The sequence below is a fragment of the Saccharopolyspora sp. SCSIO 74807 genome, assembly GCF_037023755.1.
GTDB lineage: Bacteria > Actinomycetota > Actinomycetes > Mycobacteriales > Pseudonocardiaceae > Saccharopolyspora_C > Saccharopolyspora_C galaxeae.
On record NZ_CP146100.1, the window covers coordinates 2,361,210 to 2,379,239 of the forward strand.

An 18,030-nucleotide genomic window follows, 5' to 3' on the forward strand; every position below is an offset into this window, starting at 1 on the left:
GCCGCTCGCGGTGGGAGACGCCGGTGGCACGCAGTCGGTGAACGGACCGTTCGTCCCGCTGGATTGGTCGAACGGTCCGTTCGCTCATCTCGTTTCGGAGTCGGGGGCGTGCGCCGACTGGTTGACGCTGGCCGACAGGTCCGGACAGCCGTCGACGTGCGCGGTGTTGCCGCCGGGGGCGTGGGTGGTCAGTTCGGGGCAGTTCTCGACGGCTTCGGCGGTCCACTGGATGCTGGTGTGGTCGGGGCTGTTCTTCTTCGCCAGCACGCAGGAGCCGCACCGCGCGCACTCCACCGGGCGCAGCCCGCCTTCCAGCTGCTCGCGGCGGTCCGCGGCGGTGCGCTCCCGCAGCCGCGCCCGCACCTCCGGCCGGTCGTCGAAGGACGGCGCCTTGGCCCAGCTGTCCGCAGCCACGCTCACGCCCCGTCCGTGGATTGCGCCGCGCGGCGGGCGAGGTTGTCGGCGACCTCCTGCTCCCACGCCTTGTTCGCCCGCGTGGTGTCCACTTCGAACTCGAACCGGCCGGTCATGTCCTCGGTGACGTCGGCGACGTCCACGTAGAACTGCTCGTACCAGCGGCGCAGCTGGTAGACCGGGCCGTCCTCCTCGCACAGCAGCGGGTTGTCGATGCGCGTCTTGTGCCGCCAGATCTCGACGTCCTGCAGGAAGCCGACGCTGGTGTTCTCCGAGATCTTGTGCGCGATCTTGTCCGCCTGCCGGTCGTTGAGCCCGGGCAGCTTCTTCGCCAGCACGCCCCACATCAGCACGAACGAGTTCGAGGTGACCGGGTAGTGGCAGTTGATCAGGATCGTCTCGATCGTGGTGCCGTTGTGCTCGTTCCACAGCCGGTCGATCATGTACGACGGCCCGTAGTAGGAAGCCTCCGAGCGGCCGAGGTTGTCCTCACCCGCGTAGTTCGACTCGTTGTTGCCGACGTCCGGGCGTCCCTTGGTGTTCAGGTACTGCGTCGCGATGTGGCCGTCGAAGACGTTCTTGAAGTACGTCGGGAAGGCGTAGTGCACGTAGAAGAAGTGCGCCATGTCCACCACGTTGTCGATGATCTCGCGGCAGTTGGAGCCCTCGATGAGCTCGGAGTTCCAGCTCCAATTGCTCCACTCGTCGGAGAACACCTCGGGCAGCTCCGGGATCGTGATCTCCGGCGGCGGCGGATTGCCCTCCGGGTCGTTCCACACGAACAGCTGCTTGTTGCGCTCCATGCAGGTCCACGCCTGGGTGCGGGCGCGCAGCGGAACCCGCTTGGCGTACGGGATGCCCGCGCAGCGGCCGTCGCCCGACCAGCGCCAGTCGTGGAACGGGCAGGCCACCGCGTTGTCCTTGATCGTGCCCTGGCTGAGGTCGCCGCCCATGTGCCTGCAGTAGGCGTCGAGCACGTTCAGCTCGCCGTCGCTGGATTGGAAGACCACCAGCTTCGTGCCGAACACCTCGACGGAGTGCGGTTTGCCGTCCTTGAATGGTTCGGACAGCCCAAGGCAGTGCCAGCCCCGGGCGAACCTGGTCGGCGGGGTGCCGACGTCGATGGTCCGCACGTCGCTGTGGCCGTTGTGCTCCGGCTGAGTCATCGCTGTCTCCTCCGTCCGCCCCCCAACGGGGCTCGATGCGGTTCTCGTCAGCTCGGTCATTCGGGTTGCCGTGCGGCCGGCTGCGCCGCCATGTGCAGCGCGGCCAGGTAGCCGAAGGTCATGGCGGGGCCGAGCGTGGCTCCCGGCCCCGCGTAGGTGCGGCCCATCACCGCGGCGCTGGCGTTGCCCGCCGCGTACAGACCGGGGATCGGGGTGTCGTCGTCGCGCAGCACCCGCGCGTGCACGTCCATGCGCAGGCCGCCCTTGGTGCCCAAGTCTCCGGGAACGATCTTCACGGCGTAGAACGGCGGCACTTCCAGCGGAGCCAGGCACGGGTTGGGGCGGTTGCGCGGGTCGCCGTAGTAGTGGTCGTAGGCGCTGCGGCCGCGGTGGAACTCGGTGTCCTCGCCGCTGCGGGCGAAGCCGTTGAACCGGTCCACGGTGCCGCGCAGGGTCTCGGCGGGCAGGTCGATCTTGCGGGCGAGTTCTTCGACAGTGCCCGCCCGGCGCACCGCTCCCGCGTCGTACCAGCGCCGGGGCAGCGGTTGCCGCGGCCCGAGTCCGGCGAACACGTAGCGGTTGCGGTAGCGCTGGTCGGCGATCAGCCAGGTCGGCATGTTCCGCGCGGGCCCGTCGCCGTCGCCGTACATCGCGTGCACCGCGTCCACGTACGGCGCTGCTTCGTTGACGAACCGCTGCCCGTCGCCGTTGACCAGGATGCATCCCGGCAGGGTGCGTTCGGCCAGGCAGAACCACGGGCCGCCGGTGAGCGGGATGGACGGTCCCCACCAGGCGTCATCCATCAGGTCGATCGAGGCGCCGATCGCCTGCGCGGCCTGGATCGCGTCGCCGGTGTTGGCCTTCGCGCCGACCGTCCACTGGGTACCGATCGGTTCGCGCTGGTGCTGCTTGCGCATGACCTCGTTGTGCTCGAAACCGCCGGCCGCGAGCACCACGCCGCTGCGCGCGTGCAGTGTGGTGCGTTCGCCCGCGCGGTCCACGACGACGCCGGTCACGCGGCCTTCGTCGTCCTGGACCAGGTCGAGCAGCGGGGTGTTCAGCCACAGCGGCACCTGCTCGTTGCGCAGTCCGACGCGCAGCCCGGCGGCGAGCGCTTGCCCGCGCACCAGCAGCCGTTTCCGCATCAGCTGCGCGAAGGCCCAGCGCAGTCCCACCCGGACACCGCGCAGCACGCCGCGCGGATGCCGGGCGAGCAGGTTCACCCAGCGGAAATCGGCCTGGGTGACCACGAAGTTCGGTGGTGCCTTGGTGAAGTCCGGTTCCAGCTCGGCGAGATCCTGCCCGAGCACGCGCCCGTCCAGCGGAGCGGGCTCGATGGACCTCCCGCCGGGACGGCCGCCGGGCGCCTCCGGGTAGTAGTCGGAGTATCCCGGCACCCACCGCATCCGCAGCGGAGTGCGCCGCAGCACCGTCGCGAGCATTTCCGGTCCGTGCTCCAGGAAAGCCCTGCGCAGCTCGGCGGGCGCGGTGCTGCCCACGATGTGGTCGAGGTAGGCGGTGGCGTCGTCGGTGGTGTCCTCGATGCCTGCGCGCGCGAGCACGTGGTTGTTCGGCACCCACAGCCCGCCGCCGGAGCGGGCGGTGGATCCGCCGTAGCGGGCGGCCTTCTCCACCACCACGGCGCGCAAGCCCTGCCGCGCGGCGGTGATCGCCGCGGACAGCCCGGCTGCGCCGCTGCCTACGACCACGACGTCGAACCGGTGGTCCGGCGTCTCCGGGGCGGCTGCGCTCATGGCACCTCCATCGCAGTTGTTATTGAAACATGTTATAGTTCTTGGGCGGGATGGCGCTATGGTGTGTCGCAGAAACTTGGATTCGGCCCGGTCGGACGACGATGAGAACCTGTTCCAATCGGTGCTGACGAGGGGCGCCGCCGCAGTCGTCCCCGGCCGCTGCGGCACGGAGTCGGGAGGCGATGTGCTCACGAGTGAACAGCGCGACGGGCTCGCGCAGCGGCTGTGGTGCGCCGAGCGCGACCGGGCGCCGATCGCCCCGCTGATCGATGCGCACCCCGAGCTGACCGCGGTGGACGCCTACGAGATCCAGCTCGGCAACATCCGCCGCCGGCTGTCGGCGACCGAGGTGGTCGGGCACAAGGTCGGCCTGTCCTCACCGGTGATGCAGCGGATGATGGGCGTGGACGAGCCCGACTACGGCCACCTGCTCGCGGACATGCGGCTAACCGAGGACCGGCCGGTCGACGCGGGCCGCTACTGCCATCCGCGGGTCGAGGTCGAGGTCGGCTTCCTGCTCGGCGCGGACCTGCCGGGCGAGTCCTGCACCGAGCAGGACGTGCTGGACCGGACCGAGGCGCTCGTCCCCGCCATCGAACTCATCGACAGCCGCATCGCGGACTGGCGGATCAGCCTGCCCGACACCATCGCCGACAACGCGTCCTCGGCCGGATTCGTGCTGGGGCAGGAGCGGATTCGTCCGGACGAGGTCGATCCGCGCGCGATCGACGCGGTGCTGTGCCGGGACGGCGAGCAGATCGCCGCGGGCAGTTCGGACGCCGTGCTCGGCAACCCGGCGACCGCGGTGGCGTGGCTGGCGCGCAAGGTCGCGAGCTTCGGCGTCCGGCTGTGGGCGGGCAACGTCGTGCTGCCCGGCTCGTGCACCCGCGCGGTCGATGTTTCCGCAGGCCAACGGTTCGCTGCGGAGTTCAGCGCGGACGGTCGGCGGTTGGGCGAGGTTTCCGTGTCGTTCGTGTGACCGGGCCGGCGAGGTTCCGGGCAAGCGAGGTTCCGGGCCAGCGAGATTCAGCGAGGTTTCGAGGAGCGCAGATGAGTGCGAGGAAAGCGACCGCGGCGATCGTCGGATCCGGCAACATCGGGACCGACCTGCTCTACAAGCTGCACCGGTCCGGGCTGGTCGAGCCGCGTTGGATGATCGGCATCGACCCGGCCAGCGAAGGGCTCCGCCGCGCAGCCGAGCTCGGCGTGCACACCAGCGCCGCCGGGGTGGACTGGCTGCTCGACCAGGACGAGCGGCCCGACCTGGTCTTCGAGGCGACGTCGGCGTCGGTGCACCGCGCGAACGCGCCCCGCTACGCCGCCGCCGGGATCCGGGCGATCGACCTGACTCCGGCGTCGGTGGGGCCGTCGGTGATCCCGCCGGTGAACATCGGTGCGCACCTGGACGCGCCGAACCTGAACCTGATCACCTGCGGCGGGCAGGCGACGATTCCGATGGTGCACGCGGTTTCCCGGGTCGCACCGGTCAGCTACGCCGAGATCGTCGCCTCGGTGGCGTCGGTCTCCGCCGGTCCGGGCACCCGCGCGAACATCGACGAGTTCACCAAGACCACCAGCGCCGGTATCGAGACCATCGGCGGTGCGCAGCGCGGCAAGGCGATCATCGTGCTGAACCCCGCCGACCCGCCGATGATCATGCGCGACACCATCTTCTGCGCCATCCCGCCGGGTTCGGACACCGACGCGGTCGGCGAGTCGATCACCCGGATGGCCGGTGAGATCGCGGAGTACGTGCCCGGCTACCGGTTGCTGGCGGAGCCCCAGTTCGACGCCGCCGCGGACCACACCCGGGTCGCCACGTTCGTCGAAGTCGCTGGTGCGGGCGACTTCTTGCCGCCGTACTCCGGAAATCTCGACATCATGACCGCCGCGGCCGTGCGCGTGGGCGAAGGACTGGCCCGCGCGGGCGCGCTCGACACCGAAGGGGAGCGAGTCCCGTGACCGAACTGCCCAGGACGTACTCCGATTCCCTCGACCTGCGCGTGACCGACACTTCGCTGCGCGACGGCTCGCACCACAAGCGCCACCAGTTCACCGCCGACGAGGTCCGCGACATCGTCACCGCGCTGGACGGCGCCGGGGTGCCGGTGATCGAGGTGACGCACGGCGACGGGCTCGGCGGCTCGTCGTTCAACTACGGATTCTCGCGCACGCCGGAACAAGAGCTGATCGAGCTGGCGGTGCGCACCGCGCGCAACGCGAAGATCGCGTTCCTGATGCTGCCCGGTGTGGGCGTGCTCGACGACATCGCCGCGGCGCAGGACAACGGCGCCTCGGTGTGCCGGATCGCCACGCACTGCACGGAAGCCGATGTGTCGGTGCAGCACTTCCAGCTCGCCCGGGAGCGCGGCCTGGAAACCGTGGGCTTCCTGATGATGGCGCACTCGCAGCCGCCGGAGGTGCTGGCCAAGCAGGCCCGGGTGATGGTCGACGCGGGCTGCCAGTGCGTGTACGCGGTGGACTCCGCTGGTGCGCTGGTGCTGGAGCAGGTGTCCGACCGGGTTTCGGCGATCGTGGCCGAGGTCGGTGGCGAGGCGCAGGTGGGCTTCCACGGGCACGAGAACCTCGGTGTCGGTGTGGCGAACTCGATCGCGGCGGCGCGGGCGGGTGCCGTGCAGATCGACGGCAGCGCGCGCCGATTCGGCGCAGGCGCGGGAAATACGCCGGTCGAGGCGTTCGTCGGGGTTTGCGACAAGCTGGGCATCCGCACCGGTGTGGACTTCTTCGCGATGGCCGAGGCCGCCGAGCAGGTGGTGCGTCCGGCGATGCCGCAGGAATGCCTGCTGGACCGGTCGGCGCTGATGATGGGCTATGCGGGCGTGTATTCGAGCTTCCTAAAGCACGCCGAGCAGCAGGCCGAGCGCTACGGCGTCGATGCCGCGGCGCTGCTGGTGCGCGCCGGTGAGCGCAACCTCGTCGGCGGCCAGGAGGACCAGCTCATCCAGCTGGCCCTGGAGCTGCGCGCCGAATCCTGACGCTGCCCGCTGGCGCCTCGGAGTGCGGGGCCGCTCGCCCCGCGAGGTTGGTCGCAGGAGTCCTTCACTCGCGAGTTCGCGACGGTGGCGCGGCGCGGCTGTCGACAAAAACGAGAACAAGTTCTAGTGTTGGAGCAGCGTCGTGATCCGCGGAGGAGTGGTTCGACGACGGTGGTTCCGCTTCGGTCCATCGATTCATCGGCAGAACGAGTTGCACGCCGTGCTCGCGCCGTGCACGAGGAAACGGGAGCGCATGGATGAGTGACCAGGACGGCCGGCAGGTCATCGACCGGGTGCGGCAGTTGCTCCCGGATCTGCGCGAACGCGCGCAGAAGGCGGAGGACGCCCGCAAGGTCCCCGAGGAGTCGATCGAGGCGCTGCAGCAGACCGGCTTCTTCAAGCTGCTGCAACCGGCCCGCTACGGCGGCGCCGAAGCCGACCCGGTCGACTTCTACACCGCGGTCAAGCTGATCGGCAGCGCGTGCGGCTCGACGGGTTGGGTCGCCTCCATCATCGGGGTGCACCCCTGGCACCTCGCGCTGTTCCCGCAGCAGGCGCAGGACGACGTGTGGGGCTCGGACTCCGACACGCTGGTCTCCTCGTCGTACGCGCCGATGGGCAAGGCGACGCTCGTCGACGGCGGGTACCGGCTGTCCGGGCGGTGGAGCTTCTCCTCCGGCTGCGACCACGCGCGGTGGGCGTTCGTCGGCGGGCCCGCCTACAACGCGGCGGGCGAGGCCGTGGACTTCTGCACCTACTTGTTGCCGCTGGGCGATTACCGCATCGACGACGTGTGGGACACCGTCGGCCTGCGCGGCAGCGGCAGCAACGACATCGTCGTGGACGACGTGTTCATCCCGGCGCACCGGGCGCTGAGCTTCATGGCCATGTCGAAGACGCAGTGCCCGGGGCACGAGGTGAACACCGCCCCGCTCTACAAACTCCCTTGGGGGACGGTGCATCCGACGACGATCACGGCTCCGATCGTCGGCATGGCCCAAGGTGCCTACGACGCGCACGTGGAGCACCAGGGCAAGCGGGTGCGAGCGGCTTACGCGGGCGAGCGGTCCAAAGAGGACCCGTTCGCGAAGGTGCGGATCGCCGAGGCGGCCAGCGAAATCGATGCCGCCTGGCTGCAGCTGACCCGCAACATCTCCGAGGAGCTGGAACTGCTGCGGGACGGGCAGGAAGTGCCGATGGCGCTGCGCCTGCGCGCCCGCCGCGACCAGGTCCGCGGCACCGCCAGGGCGATCGAGGCGATCGACCGGCTCTTCGAGAACTCCGGCGGCCGCGCGCTGGCCAACGGCACCCCGATCCAGCGGTTCTGGCGGGACGCGCACGCCGGCCGGGTGCACGCGGCCAACGATCCGGAACGCGCCTACACGATGTTCGGCACCGGCGAATTCGGCTTGCCGGTCAAGGATTCGATGGTGTGAGCCAAATGAGTATTGGAAAGTGGTTTGCGTAGCTGGTTGCGTGGCGGAACCTCAGGCGCCTGCTCGCTGCGGGATCTCCTCCTGAAGTAGCGCCCTACTAGGCGTCGGAGCTGTCCTCGCGAGCAGACGCCTGAGAACCCGCGGCGGTGCCGGTTGCTCAGGTGGTCGGCGCAAGCGGCTTCGCCGCTTCCTGAACAGAACTGAGTTCCGCCCGAACAGGTAGGAGGAACCGTGGCGACCGTCCACGACGAACCGGCCATCGATTACCGGTCCACCAGCCGCTCGGTCGAGCTGCCGTCCGGGCTGCGGCTGCACTACCACGAGGCCGGGACCGAGCACGCGACGACGGTGGTGATGCTGCACGGCGGCGGCCCGGGCGCCGCCGCCTGGAGCAACTTCAGCCGCAACTTCGCGGAGTTCGCGCAGCGGTTCCACGTGCTCGCGCCGGACCAGCCGGGCTTCGGCAGCTCCGGCAAACCCACCGAGCACGGCCAGTACTTCACCCACAGCGCATCGGCGCTGCACGAGCTGTTCGACGCGCTGGGCGTGGAAAAGGCTCACCTGCTGGGAAATTCGCTCGGCGGCGGGACGGCGGTCCGGTTCGCGCTGGACCACCCGGAACGGGCGGGCAGGCTGGTGCTGATGGGCCCGGGCGGGCTGAGCGTGAACCTGTTCGCGCCCGACCCGACCGAAGGGGTGCAGCGGCTCGCGGCGTTCGGCGGGGACCCGAGCAGGGAGAAGCTCGCCGAGTTCCTGCGAACGATGGTGTACGACCAGTCGCTGATCACCGACGATCTCATCGAGGAGCGCTACGCCAACGCGTCCGACCCGGAGGCGTTGGCGGCGATGCGCGCGATGGGCGCATCTTTCGCCCGCGCCGAGAGCTATGAGCAGGGCCTGCTGTGGCGCGAGGCGTACCGCCTGCGCCAGCGGGTGCTGCTCGTGTGGGGCCGGGAGGACCGGGTGAACCCGCTGGACGGGGCGCTGCTGGCGCTGAAGATGATTCCGCGGGCGCAACTGCACGTGTTCGGCCGCTGCGGGCATTGGGCGCAGGTGGAGAAGTCCACCGAGTTCAACCGGATCACGCAGGACTTCTTGCTGGATTGAGGGGATCGTGATGGGCATCCGTTCGCTGGGCTACTTGCGGATCGAGGCCACCGATGTGGAGGCGTGGCGCGTGTTCGGCACCAAGGTCCTCGGCATGGTCGAGGGCAGCGGGCCGGACCCGGAGTCGGTGTACTTCCGGATGGACGACTTCCCGGCGCGGCTGGTGATCGTGCCGGGCGAGACCGACCGGCTCGCGCAGACCGGCTGGGAGGTCGCCAACGAGCCGGAAATGCGCGAGGTGGCGCGTAATCTGGAAGCCGCGGGCGTGCCCTACAAGGAAGGCGGCGCGGACGACCTGGCCGACCGCAGGGTGAACGGCCTGCTGCGCTTCGAGGACCCGTCCGGCAACACGCAGGAGGTCTTCCACGGCGCGGTGTTGCAGCACCGCCGCGTGGTGAGCCCCTACGGCCACCGTTTCGTCACCGAAGAGCAGGGCCTCGGGCACGTGGTGCTGTCCACCCACGACGACGAGGCTGCGCTGCGCTTCTACCGGGACGTGCTGGGTTTCCGGCTGCGTGACTCGATGCGCCTGGCCCCGGAGCTGGTCGGACGGTCCAAGGACGGCGATCCGGCGTGGCTGCGCTTCTTCGGCTGCAACCCGCGGCACCACAGCCTGGCGTTCCTGCCGATGCCGACGCCGAGCGGGATCGTGCACCTGATGATCGAGGTCGAGAACGTCGACGACGTGGGTTTGACGCTGGATCGCGCGCAGCGGCGGAAGGTTCCGATGTCGGCCACGCTCGGCAGGCACGTCAACGACCTGATGCTGTCGTTCTACATGAAGACTCCCGGCGGTTTCGACGTGGAGTTCGGCTGCGAGGGCAGGCAGGTCGACGACGAGGACTGGATCGCGCGGGAGAGCACCGCGGTGAGCCTGTGGGGCCACGACTTCAGCGTCGGGATGCAGGGGTGAGCGCGGTGTCCGCACCAGCCGCCGAGGTGGATCAGCACGATTTCCGGCGGGTGCTCGGGCGGTTCTGCACCGGCGTCACGGTGATCGCCGGGCTGGACGGCGCGCAGCCGGTCGGCTTCACCTGCCAGTCGTTCGCGGCGTTGTCGCTGGATCCGCCGCTGGTGCTGTTCTGCCCCGGCAAGAGCTCGCGCACCTGGCCGCTGCTGGCCGCTTCCGGCAGCTTCTGCGTCAATGTCCTTGCACAGCCCCAACAAGCGGTGAGTTCGGTGTTCGGCCGCGGCGGCGCGGACAAGTTCGCCGAGGCGCCGTGGCGGCCTGCGCCGTCGGGTTCTCCGGTGCTGGAAGGCGTTCTCGCCTGGATCGACTGCACGGTCGAGACCGTGCACGAGGCCGGGGACCACTACGTCGTGATCGGCCGGGTGAACTCCTTGGGAGAGTCCGATGAGGACTCGCCGCTGCTGTTCTACCAGGGCTCCTACGCGAACGTGGAACGTCTGACGCGCGCGGAGGGCCTGGAGGACTTCCTCACGTGGCCGTGCCACGACGATTGGATGTGAGCTTTCCGCGCGCGGTTGCCTTGCGACCCGCTTGAGAGCGAGCGCTCCGCGGAGCGGATCACCGGCCGTCAGGCCCGAACTTCCGGCCGTGGGCCGGTGAACGCGCCTCCGAGCTCCGTTGGGCTACTGCTGCTTGAGCGCGTCGACCCACAGCAGGGAGCCGTTGCGGTGCGTGTGCACGGTCGCCACTCCTGATGCGTGCAGCACCTCGGCGACCTGTTCCGGGCGCACCGCGTTGGGCCTGGGGAACCGACTCGTGAGGTGCTCGATCAGGCTCGCTCCCTGATCGAACAGGCCGCCCGTGGCCAGCACGAGGACGGTCAGGCGTGCGCCCGGTGCGAGCACGCGGGCGAGTTCGCTCAGCACCGTCAGCGGATCAGGAGTGTTGTGCACCGCGGCGATGCTGGTCACCGCGTCGAAACTGCCGTCGTGGAACGGAAGCCGGCAAGCATCGGCACGCAGGAAACCGACCTGCGGCGCGTCTTCTGCTTGCACGGCGCGTTCCAGCATCGCAGCGGAGATGTCCACGCCGAGGGCGAGTCCGTCCGGCCCCACCACGCGGCCGAGCTTGCCGGTGATGTTCCCGGGCCCGCAGCCGACGTCGAGCACCCGCGTGCCTTCGGGCAGCCGGGTCGCCGAGGCGGGAAGCGTGGTCGCGACCGTGCGGACGAGCGACTGGCCGTAGTCGTAGAGCGCGGAAACGGCCTGCGAGGACCAGATCGCCGCCTTTTCCTCTTGCGGACTGCCCTGGTCTTCGCCGAGCAGATCGAGGTAGCCGTCGGGTGCCTCTGGGGAGTCCGGTGCCTCCGCGAGCAGCGGCAGGGCGCGGTTCAAGGCGTCCGGAAGCGCTGTCGAACTCATCCCGCCAGCCTGCCTGATCGAGTTCGCCGCCGGAACCGTCCCCGGGCGTCGCTGCCCGTCGGAATTCGCGCTCAGCGCGCCGGGCCTGGATCTGCGCAACATCGTCGGCGGAATGGGCGACTGGAGCAGCCGGCACCTCGACCACATCGAGGCGTCCTGCCACCACTTCGACATCGGACGGTGGCGAGCACGATTTCCCGTTGGCCATGACTTCGGTAGCCGTACCGCTACCAGCTCGCTGTAGTGACCGGGGACATTGATCGAGCGCGTTCTTGCGTTTGAGCGCACTCATACCCCTACCTTCGGTTGGTGTGGAACAAGACGAGGCACTGCGACAGGCCTTACGCCTGGCAGTGGATCCGCCCGGCGGGGTCTCGATCGAGGCTCTGCGTGAGCTCGCGCGCGATGACGACGCAACCGAGTGGGACATCGCCACAACGGCCAAGCACCTTGGGGTGAACCCCCACACGCTGCGGTACTACGAACGCATCGGTCTGGTCCACGTCGCCCGGGATGCAGCCGGTCACCGCCGCTACGACGCGCCCGCGGTGCGCCGGCTGGTGTTCCTGACCCGGATGCGCACCTCGGGCATGCCGATCAGCGACCTGCGCCACTACATCGACCTCGCCGACGCCGACCAAGACACCGTGTCCGAACGCATGGACATGTTGCTGGAGCACCGCGACACCTTGCGGTCCCAGATCGCCCAACTACAGCTCGCCCTTGCCACCACCGAGTACAAGATCGCTACCTACCAGGAAGTGCACCAGCTATGACGAGCACCGCCCCGCAGCACGACATCAACAGTCCCGACAATCTCGCCCGCCGCCGTCACGGGCAATCGGTCCTGTCCAAGATCGACGGACATCAGGGCGAGGCTGTCATCGACTCGCTCGCCGACATCAACCCCGACCTCGGACACCACGTCGCCGCGTTCGCTTTCGGGGACATCTACGACCGACCCGGCCTCGACGCCCGCAGCCGCCAGCTGGTGACCCTCGGGGTCCTGACCGCTCTAGGGGGATGCGAACCGCAGCTCAAGGTCCACATCGGCGCCGCCCTCAACGTCGGCATCAGCCGCGAGAAAATCACCGAAGCGCTCCTGCACGCCGCCGTGTTCTGCGGATTCCCCCGAGCCCTGAACGCGACCTTCGTGGCCCGCGAGGTCTTCGCCGAGCGGGATGATCCGCTCGGCAGCTGATCCTCTCCGTCCCACAGCTACGGGCAACTGGCGCAGGTGGCTGGGTGCCACCCGCACGCTGCCGGGGGAGCCGTTCGGCGCGGCTACTTCGGGTCGTAGCGGCCGCTCTTCACGGAATCGATGAATTCGGGGATGTTCACGTGCAGCTTGGGGCGGTCGGGGTCTTTGGAGTCGCGGACCCGGCCGCGCGGATCGGACAATTCGACGCAATTGCTATTGGGGCCGGTATAGCTGGACTTTTGCCAGGAAATCTCGACGCAATTGCCGTTGGGGTTGGAGTGGCTACTTTTCTGCCAGTGCACATCGCTCATTGATCGAACCGTCCGCTCTTTATGGCGTTGAGGAACTCCGGGATGTGCACGTGCAGCTTGGGGCCGCCGGGGTCTTTGGAGTCGCGGATCTGGCCACGCGGATCGGACAACTCCACGCAGTTGCCGTTGGGGTTGGTGTAGCTAGACTTCTGCCAGCGCATCTCACTCATCTGCCGTCTCCCACTTCTTCCGGGCTTTCGTGAAGTAGTCTACCGAGTCGGACGAGCTCAAGGCGAAATCACGCATCTTGACCAGTGCTTTGCGGTATTCGCCAACATCGTGTTGGTCCGGGACGAATGCTCCGGAACTATAGTGCTCGAAGTGCACGACAGCGGGTACGTTCGCGAAGTCGTAGACGACGAATGGGCCTGCCCATCCTGGGTGCCACCCCACTTGCAGAGGGATAACCCGGATCGTGATGTTCGGTTGTCGGGCCATTTCGGTTAGGTGCGTGATTTGAGCGCTCATGATGCGCGCGGAACCGATCGGCTCGTGCACGACGGCTTCGCTGATCAGCGCCTCGAACGACGCGGGCTCTCGTCTGAGCAGCACCTCATCACGACCCGCGCGGGCCATGGTCCGTGCGTCCAGCTCATGGCCGGGCAGGTCGACTTGTTCCAAGATCGCGCGGGTGTAGTCGGCCGTCTGCAACAAGCCCGGCACGCCCATCGGCGACCACTCGGTGATCGCCGAAGCCGCGCGTTCACACTCGATCGCGCCCGCCAGCTGTTGCGGGATTCCGGCCATGCCCACGGTGAGCCAGCTCGGTCGGATCAGCGAGCAGAACCGAGCTGCACTCCCGCGGACGCCCCGGAAAATCCGGCACGCGTGCGCTACCGCTCGGGCGTCGTCGGCGAAACCAAACGCGTGGTGCACATCGCGATGCCGTTGCCGAACGGCGACTTCCACGCACCCTGCGACCTGCGTCTGCCGAGCGCCGACACCGAACTGATCTCAGACCTGCTCGGAATGCCCTGCATGGCATGCACCCGCGAACTCGCGCTGCGCTCACTTCTCCCCGGGTGAACGGCCTGTTCGTCCCGCTAGATTGGTCGAACGGTCCGTTCGCTCGGAAAGCGCGGGGGTGCGTGGCTCAGCGCAGCTCGTGCTTGAGGACCTTGCCGCTGGGGTTGCGGGGGAGGCTCGCGCGGAACTCGACGTGGCGGGGCACCTTGTAGTTCGCCAGGCGTTCGCGGCAGAACTCCAGGACCTCGCGTTCGGTCAGCTCGTGGCCGGGCCGGGGCACCACGTAGACCTTGCCGACCTCGCCGAGGCGCGCGTCGCCGGTGCCGACCACGGCGTTCTCCGCGACCCCGTCGAGCCTGGCCACTGCTTGCTCCACCTCGGCCGGATAGACGTTGAAGCCGCCGCAGATGTACATGTCCTTGAGCCGGTCGGTGATGGTGAGCCGCCCGTGCTCGTCGACCCGGCCGAGGTCGCCGGTGTGCAGCCAGCCGTCCGCGTCGATGGCGCTGCGGGTCTGCTCGGGCTCGTCGCGGTAGCCGAGCATCGTGTTCGGCCCGCGCAACAGCACCTCGCCCACCGACCCGGCAGGCAGCGAGGCGCCCGAAGGATCGGCGATGCGCAGCTCGAAGTCCGAGGTCGGGCGTCCGCACGTGCTCGCCACGGTCTGGTCGTCGTCATCGGGCCGGCACATCGTGGCGACCACGGCTTCGGTGAGCCCGTAGGCGGTCAGCACCGTGTCGAAGCTCAGCTCCCGCTGCATCCGCTCGACCAGCACCACCGGCACGGACGCGGCACCGGTGACCGCGAGGCGGAGGCTGGAAAGGTCGTGCGCACTCCGCGCCGGTTCGTCCAAAATGGACTGGTAGATCGTGGGAGGCCCCGGCAGCACGGTGATCCGCTCCCGATGCACCAGGCCGAGCACCGCGTGCGTGTCGAAGACCGGCACCGGCACGATCGTCGCCCCGCGCAGCAGGCACACCAGGATCCCCGCCTTGTAGCCGAAACTGTGGAAGAACGGGTTCACCACCAGGTAGCGATCCGTCCGGTCCAGTTCGCCGCAGGTGGCCCAGGCGTCGGCGACCGCGAGCGCCTGCCGGTGCGTGCTGAGCACTCCTTTGCTGCGGCCGGTCGTGCCTGATGTGTAGAGCACGTCGCTCACATCGCCCGCGTCCACCGATTCCGCGGCCTCGTCCACCCGCTCGATCGGCACCGAACTCGCGCGGTCGGCGAAATCCGCCCAGTCGTGGCAATCCGCCACCGACGGCTCGGCCGATTCCACCGGTAACCGCAGGACGGTGCGCAGCGACGGCAGACCTCGCAGACCGTCCTCTTCGGACTCCCGCAGTTCGGCGAGCCGGTCGCGGCCGAGGAAGATCCCCGCCACGACCAGCACTCGCGCACCGCTGCGCGCCAGCACGTCCCGCGTCTCCACGGCGGTGAACCGGGTGTTGATCGGCGTGACGACCGCGCCGATGTGCAGCGCGGCCAATGCCGCGATGACCCAGTGATGCGTGTTCGGCGAGTTGAGCGCCACCCGGTCACCCGGCGAGACGCCCTCGGCGAGGAAGAACCGCGCCAGCCCGCGAACCTGCTCGTGCAGCTCGCGGTAGGTCAGCCGCACTTCGCGGCCGCCCGAGTGGTCGACCAGCGCCTCCTCGTCGCGGAACCGCTCGGCCGCGCGCGCGAGCGCGGCCGGGATCGTGCCGGGGGCCGCCACGCCTCAGATCCGCTCGATGATGGTGCCGGTGGACAGCGCCCCACCCGCGCACATCGTGACCAGCGCGGTCGTGGCGTCGCGGCGCTCCAGCTCGTGCAGTGCGGTGGTGATCAGCCGGGCACCCGTGCTGCCCACCGGGTGGCCGAGGGCGATCGCACCGCCGTTGACGTTGACCCGGTCCATGTCGGGCTGGTGCACCGAGGCCCAGGACAGCACCACCGAAGCGAACGCCTCGTTCACCTCGAACACGTCGATGTCGCCGATCTTCATCCCGCTGCGTTCCAGCACCCGGTTGGTCGCCTGCACCGGGCCGTCCAGGTGGTAGTAGGGCTCCGCCCCGACGAGGCACTGCGCGACGATCCGCGCCCGCGGCCGCAGCCCGAAAGCCTTGGCACGATCGGAATCAGCGAGCAGCACCGCGGCCGCGCCGTCCGAGATCTGCGAGGCCGTGCCCGCGGTGTGCAGGCCGTCGTCGAGGACCGGCTTGAGCGCGGCGAGCTTTTCTTCGCTGGTGTCGCGCAACCCCTGATCCCGAGTCACCAGCCGGGTTTCACCGGTGGGCGCCCCGTCGGCGTCCAGCACCGGCGCGCGGGTCGGCAGCACTTCGCGCTCGAACCTGCCTTCGTCCCACGCGACGCGGGCGCGTTGCTGCGAACGCAGGCCGAAGCGGTCGATGTCGGCGCGGCTCAGCCCGCGGCGCCCGGCGATCCGGTCGGCCGCCGAGTACTGGTTCGGCATGTCGATGTCCCAGGATTCCGGCCTGGGCCGGCCGGATTCGCCGATGTTGGCGCCCAGCGGCACCCGGCTCATCGCCTCCACGCCGCAGGCGAGGCCGAAGTCGATGGCGTCCGCGCTGATCAGCCCCGCGATCAGATGCGTGGACTGCTGCGCCGAACCGCACTGCGAGTCGATCGTGGTGCAGCCGGTCTGCTCGGGCAGGCCGGAGTGCAGCCACGCGGTGCGGGTGATGTTGCCCGCCTGCTCGCTCGCCTGCGTGACGCAGCCGCCGATCACCTGCTCGACGTTCTCGGCGCCGAGCCCGGCGCGTTCCAGCAGGCCGCGCTGCGCGCCGCCGAGGATCTCCGCGGGATGCAAGCCGGACAGCTCGCCCCGCCGCTTGCCGATCGGCGTGCGCGCCGCGTCCACGATCACCGGATAGCCCACCGTCGTCTCCCCTCGGTGTGAACGGACTCGACCAGGAATGTAGAACGTGTTCTCCCGGTCGGCAAGGCTCCGCGCGGGTGCTTGTGCGCCCGCGAACGATCTTCCGTTGTCAGGAGCAAGATGCCGGTGCTCGGCGCTGGTTACACGGGTTTACTTTTCGAGATCACTGTGGTTCCGTTCACATAGAACAAGTTCTCACTGAGATCCCGTGGATCCGACCGCAGGAGGTTGCCGTGGTCGCGCCCCGCATCCCCGCCGGCTTCGACTTCACCGACCCAGACCTCTACGCCCACCGAGTGCCGATGGAGGAGTTCGCCGAACTCCGCCGGACCGCCCCGGTGTGGTGGAACCCGCTGCCGCACGGGAAGGCCGGGTACGACGACGACGGCTACTGGGTGGTCAGCAAGCACGCGGACGTCCGGGAGGTGTCCCGCCGCAGCGACGTGTTCTCCTCCTGGAAGAACACCGCGATCACCCGCTTCAACGACGAGATGAGCCGCGATCAGATCGAGATGCAGCGGCTGATCCTGCTGAACATGGACCCGCCGGAGCACACCAAGCTGCGCGGCATCGTCTCCCGCGGCTTCACCCCGAGGGCGATCAACAACCTGCGGGACGCGCTCAACGAGCGGGCCGAGAAGATCGTCAGCACCGCGCTGGCCGGCGAGACCGGGGACTTCGTCACCGACGTCGCGTGCGAGCTGCCGCTGCAGGCGATCGCGGAACTGCTGGGCATCCCGCAGGAGCACCGCAAGGACATCTTCGACTGGTCCAACCAGATGGTGTCCTACGACGACCCGGAGTACGAGATCGAGCCGGTCACCGCAGCGACCGAACTGCTCGGTTACAGCATGAACATGGCCGAGCAGCGCCGCGGTTGTCCGATGGACGACATCGTCACGAAACTGGTGCAGGCCGACGTCGACGGGCACGCGCTCACCGACGACGAGTTCGGGTTCTTCGTGCTGCTGCTGGCCGTTGCGGGCAACGAGACCACGCGCAACGCGATCACCCACGGCATGCGCGCCTTGCTGGAGAACCCGCAGCAGTGGGAGCACTACAAGGCCGAACGGCCATCGACCGCCGCCGACGAGATCGTGCGGTGGGCGACTCCGGTGATGTCCTTCCAGCGCACCGCGCTCGCGGACACCGAGCTGCGCGGGGTGCCGATCAAGGAGGGCCAGCGGGTCGCGATGTTCTACAGCTCGGCGAACTTCGACCCGGAGGTCTTCGACTCGCCGGAGAAGTTCGACATCACCCGGGACCCGAATCCGCACGTCGGGTTCGGTGGCACTGGCGCGCATTACTGCCTCGGGGCCAATCTGGCGAAGCTGGAGATCGACCTGATGTTCCAGGCGATCGCGGAGCAGATGCCGGACATCACCAAGGCCGGTGAGCCGCGGCGGCTGCGTTCGGGCTGGCTCAACGGGATCAAGGAGTTCCAGGTCAAGTACCGCTGAGGCGAAG

The 18,030-nt window shown here is 69.0% G+C and carries 20 protein-coding genes; 11 read left to right on the forward strand and 9 right to left on the reverse strand.

All coding sequences use genetic code 11. The annotated features are described in order from the left end of the window. Positions 1-84: 84 nt before the first annotated feature. From V1457_RS10815 to kstD, 3 genes are read right to left on the reverse strand one after another with little or no spacing between them, the layout of a single operon-like run. Positions 85-420: a hypothetical protein gene (locus V1457_RS10815; protein WP_295144635.1), complete on the reverse strand. Its 336-nt coding sequence runs from the start codon at positions 418-420 to the stop codon at positions 85-87. Continuing rightward, the gene (locus V1457_RS10820) at positions 417-1,580 is read right to left on the reverse strand and encodes a Rieske 2Fe-2S domain-containing protein (RefSeq protein ID WP_338603060.1); all 1,164 of its coding nucleotides are present in this window, start codon (positions 1,578-1,580) and stop codon (positions 417-419) included. Before V1457_RS10820 ends, V1457_RS10815 begins: the two co-directional genes overlap by 4 nt. A gap of 56 nt (positions 1,581-1,636) precedes the next feature. Next, on the reverse strand, positions 1,637-3,334 hold the full coding sequence (gene kstD, locus V1457_RS10825; RefSeq protein WP_200069147.1) for a 3-oxosteroid 1-dehydrogenase: 1,698 nt from the start codon (positions 3,332-3,334) through the stop codon (positions 1,637-1,639). A 184-nt stretch (positions 3,335-3,518) separates the two neighbouring features. On the opposite strand from kstD, the gene V1457_RS10830 reads away from it, so the two are divergent. The 7 genes from V1457_RS10830 to hsaB all read left to right on the forward strand — a co-directional run bounded on the left by V1457_RS10830 (position 3,519) and on the right by hsaB (position 10,343). Next, positions 3,519-4,313, forward strand: coding sequence for a 2-keto-4-pentenoate hydratase (locus V1457_RS10830; protein ID WP_200069148.1), 795 nt, complete (start codon positions 3,519-3,521; stop codon positions 4,311-4,313). Between the two features lie 71 nt (positions 4,314-4,384). After that, complete coding sequence (locus tag V1457_RS10835; RefSeq protein WP_200069149.1) at positions 4,385-5,296, forward strand: acetaldehyde dehydrogenase (acetylating); 912 nt, start codon at positions 4,385-4,387, stop codon at positions 5,294-5,296. Beyond that, the gene (gene dmpG, locus V1457_RS10840) at positions 5,293-6,330 is read left to right on the forward strand and encodes a 4-hydroxy-2-oxovalerate aldolase (RefSeq protein ID WP_295150923.1); all 1,038 of its coding nucleotides are present in this window, start codon (positions 5,293-5,295) and stop codon (positions 6,328-6,330) included. The genes V1457_RS10835 and dmpG overlap by 4 nt, the downstream gene beginning before the upstream one ends. 257 nt (positions 6,331-6,587) lie before the next feature. Beyond that, complete coding sequence (gene hsaA, locus V1457_RS10845; protein WP_200069151.1) at positions 6,588-7,766, forward strand: 3-hydroxy-9,10-secoandrosta-1,3,5(10)-triene-9,17-dione monooxygenase oxygenase subunit; 1,179 nt, start codon at positions 6,588-6,590, stop codon at positions 7,764-7,766. A gap of 258 nt (positions 7,767-8,024) precedes the next feature. Continuing rightward, a complete protein-coding gene (gene hsaD / locus V1457_RS10850; RefSeq protein WP_338604940.1) occupies positions 8,025-8,873 on the forward strand; it encodes a 4,5:9,10-diseco-3-hydroxy-5,9,17-trioxoandrosta-1(10),2-diene-4-oate hydrolase in 849 nt (282 codons plus the stop codon). 10 nt (positions 8,874-8,883) lie between these two features. Next, on the forward strand, positions 8,884-9,786 hold the full coding sequence (gene hsaC, locus V1457_RS10855) for an iron-dependent extradiol dioxygenase HsaC (RefSeq protein ID WP_338603071.1): 903 nt from the start codon (positions 8,884-8,886) through the stop codon (positions 9,784-9,786). A gap of 5 nt (positions 9,787-9,791) precedes the next feature. Then, complete coding sequence (gene hsaB / locus V1457_RS10860) at positions 9,792-10,343, forward strand: 3-hydroxy-9,10-secoandrosta-1,3,5(10)-triene-9,17-dione monooxygenase reductase subunit (protein WP_374220917.1); 552 nt, start codon at positions 9,792-9,794, stop codon at positions 10,341-10,343. Positions 10,344-10,466: 123 nt separating this feature from the next. Here hsaB and V1457_RS10865 read toward each other — a convergent pair whose 3' ends face one another. Further along, the gene (locus V1457_RS10865; RefSeq protein WP_338603077.1) at positions 10,467-11,204 is read right to left on the reverse strand and encodes a methyltransferase domain-containing protein; all 738 of its coding nucleotides are present in this window, start codon (positions 11,202-11,204) and stop codon (positions 10,467-10,469) included. A 311-nt stretch (positions 11,205-11,515) separates the two neighbouring features. Here V1457_RS10865 and V1457_RS10870 point away from each other — a divergent pair, with 311 nt between their 5' ends. Both V1457_RS10870 and V1457_RS10875 read left to right on the forward strand, forming a co-directional pair. Then, positions 11,516-11,980 carry a MerR family transcriptional regulator gene (locus tag V1457_RS10870; RefSeq protein ID WP_295140565.1) on the forward strand — a complete coding sequence of 155 codons (465 nt, stop codon included), beginning with the start codon at positions 11,516-11,518 and terminating at the stop codon, positions 11,978-11,980. Then, a complete protein-coding gene (locus V1457_RS10875) occupies positions 11,977-12,405 on the forward strand; it encodes a carboxymuconolactone decarboxylase family protein (protein WP_295140562.1) in 429 nt (142 codons plus the stop codon). The genes V1457_RS10870 and V1457_RS10875 overlap by 4 nt, the downstream gene beginning before the upstream one ends. Before the next feature lie 83 nt (positions 12,406-12,488). On the opposite strand, the gene V1457_RS10880 is transcribed toward V1457_RS10875, so the two are convergent. From V1457_RS10880 to V1457_RS10890, 3 genes are read right to left on the reverse strand one after another with little or no spacing between them, the layout of a single operon-like run. After that, positions 12,489-12,716, reverse strand: coding sequence for a DUF397 domain-containing protein (locus V1457_RS10880; protein ID WP_295140559.1), 228 nt, complete (start codon positions 12,714-12,716; stop codon positions 12,489-12,491). After that, the gene (locus V1457_RS10885; RefSeq protein WP_295140556.1) at positions 12,713-12,886 is read right to left on the reverse strand and encodes a DUF397 domain-containing protein; all 174 of its coding nucleotides are present in this window, start codon (positions 12,884-12,886) and stop codon (positions 12,713-12,715) included. Before V1457_RS10885 ends, V1457_RS10880 begins: the two co-directional genes overlap by 4 nt. Continuing rightward, positions 12,879-13,463: a DUF5753 domain-containing protein gene (locus tag V1457_RS10890; protein WP_338604943.1), complete on the reverse strand. Its 585-nt coding sequence runs from the start codon at positions 13,461-13,463 to the stop codon at positions 12,879-12,881. The genes V1457_RS10885 and V1457_RS10890 overlap by 8 nt, the downstream gene beginning before the upstream one ends. 81 nt (positions 13,464-13,544) lie before the next feature. Here V1457_RS10890 and V1457_RS10895 point away from each other — a divergent pair, with 81 nt between their 5' ends. Continuing rightward, positions 13,545-13,742 carry a hypothetical protein gene (locus V1457_RS10895; protein WP_338603085.1) on the forward strand — a complete coding sequence of 66 codons (198 nt, stop codon included), beginning with the start codon at positions 13,545-13,547 and terminating at the stop codon, positions 13,740-13,742. A 67-nt stretch (positions 13,743-13,809) separates the two neighbouring features. Here the strand turns inward: V1457_RS10895 and V1457_RS10900 are convergent, their stop codons facing one another. Both V1457_RS10900 and V1457_RS10905 read right to left on the reverse strand, forming a co-directional pair. Beyond that, positions 13,810-15,399: a FadD3 family acyl-CoA ligase gene (locus tag V1457_RS10900; protein WP_295140550.1), complete on the reverse strand. Its 1,590-nt coding sequence runs from the start codon at positions 15,397-15,399 to the stop codon at positions 13,810-13,812. A gap of 3 nt (positions 15,400-15,402) precedes the next feature. After that, positions 15,403-16,563 carry a steroid 3-ketoacyl-CoA thiolase gene (locus V1457_RS10905; protein WP_338603090.1) on the reverse strand — a complete coding sequence of 387 codons (1,161 nt, stop codon included), beginning with the start codon at positions 16,561-16,563 and terminating at the stop codon, positions 15,403-15,405. Positions 16,564-16,796: 233 nt separating this feature from the next. Between V1457_RS10905 and V1457_RS10910 the strand changes: the two genes are divergently transcribed. Beyond that, positions 16,797-18,023 carry a cytochrome P450 gene (locus tag V1457_RS10910; RefSeq protein ID WP_295140544.1) on the forward strand — a complete coding sequence of 409 codons (1,227 nt, stop codon included), beginning with the start codon at positions 16,797-16,799 and terminating at the stop codon, positions 18,021-18,023. Positions 18,024-18,030 lie beyond the last annotated feature (7 nt).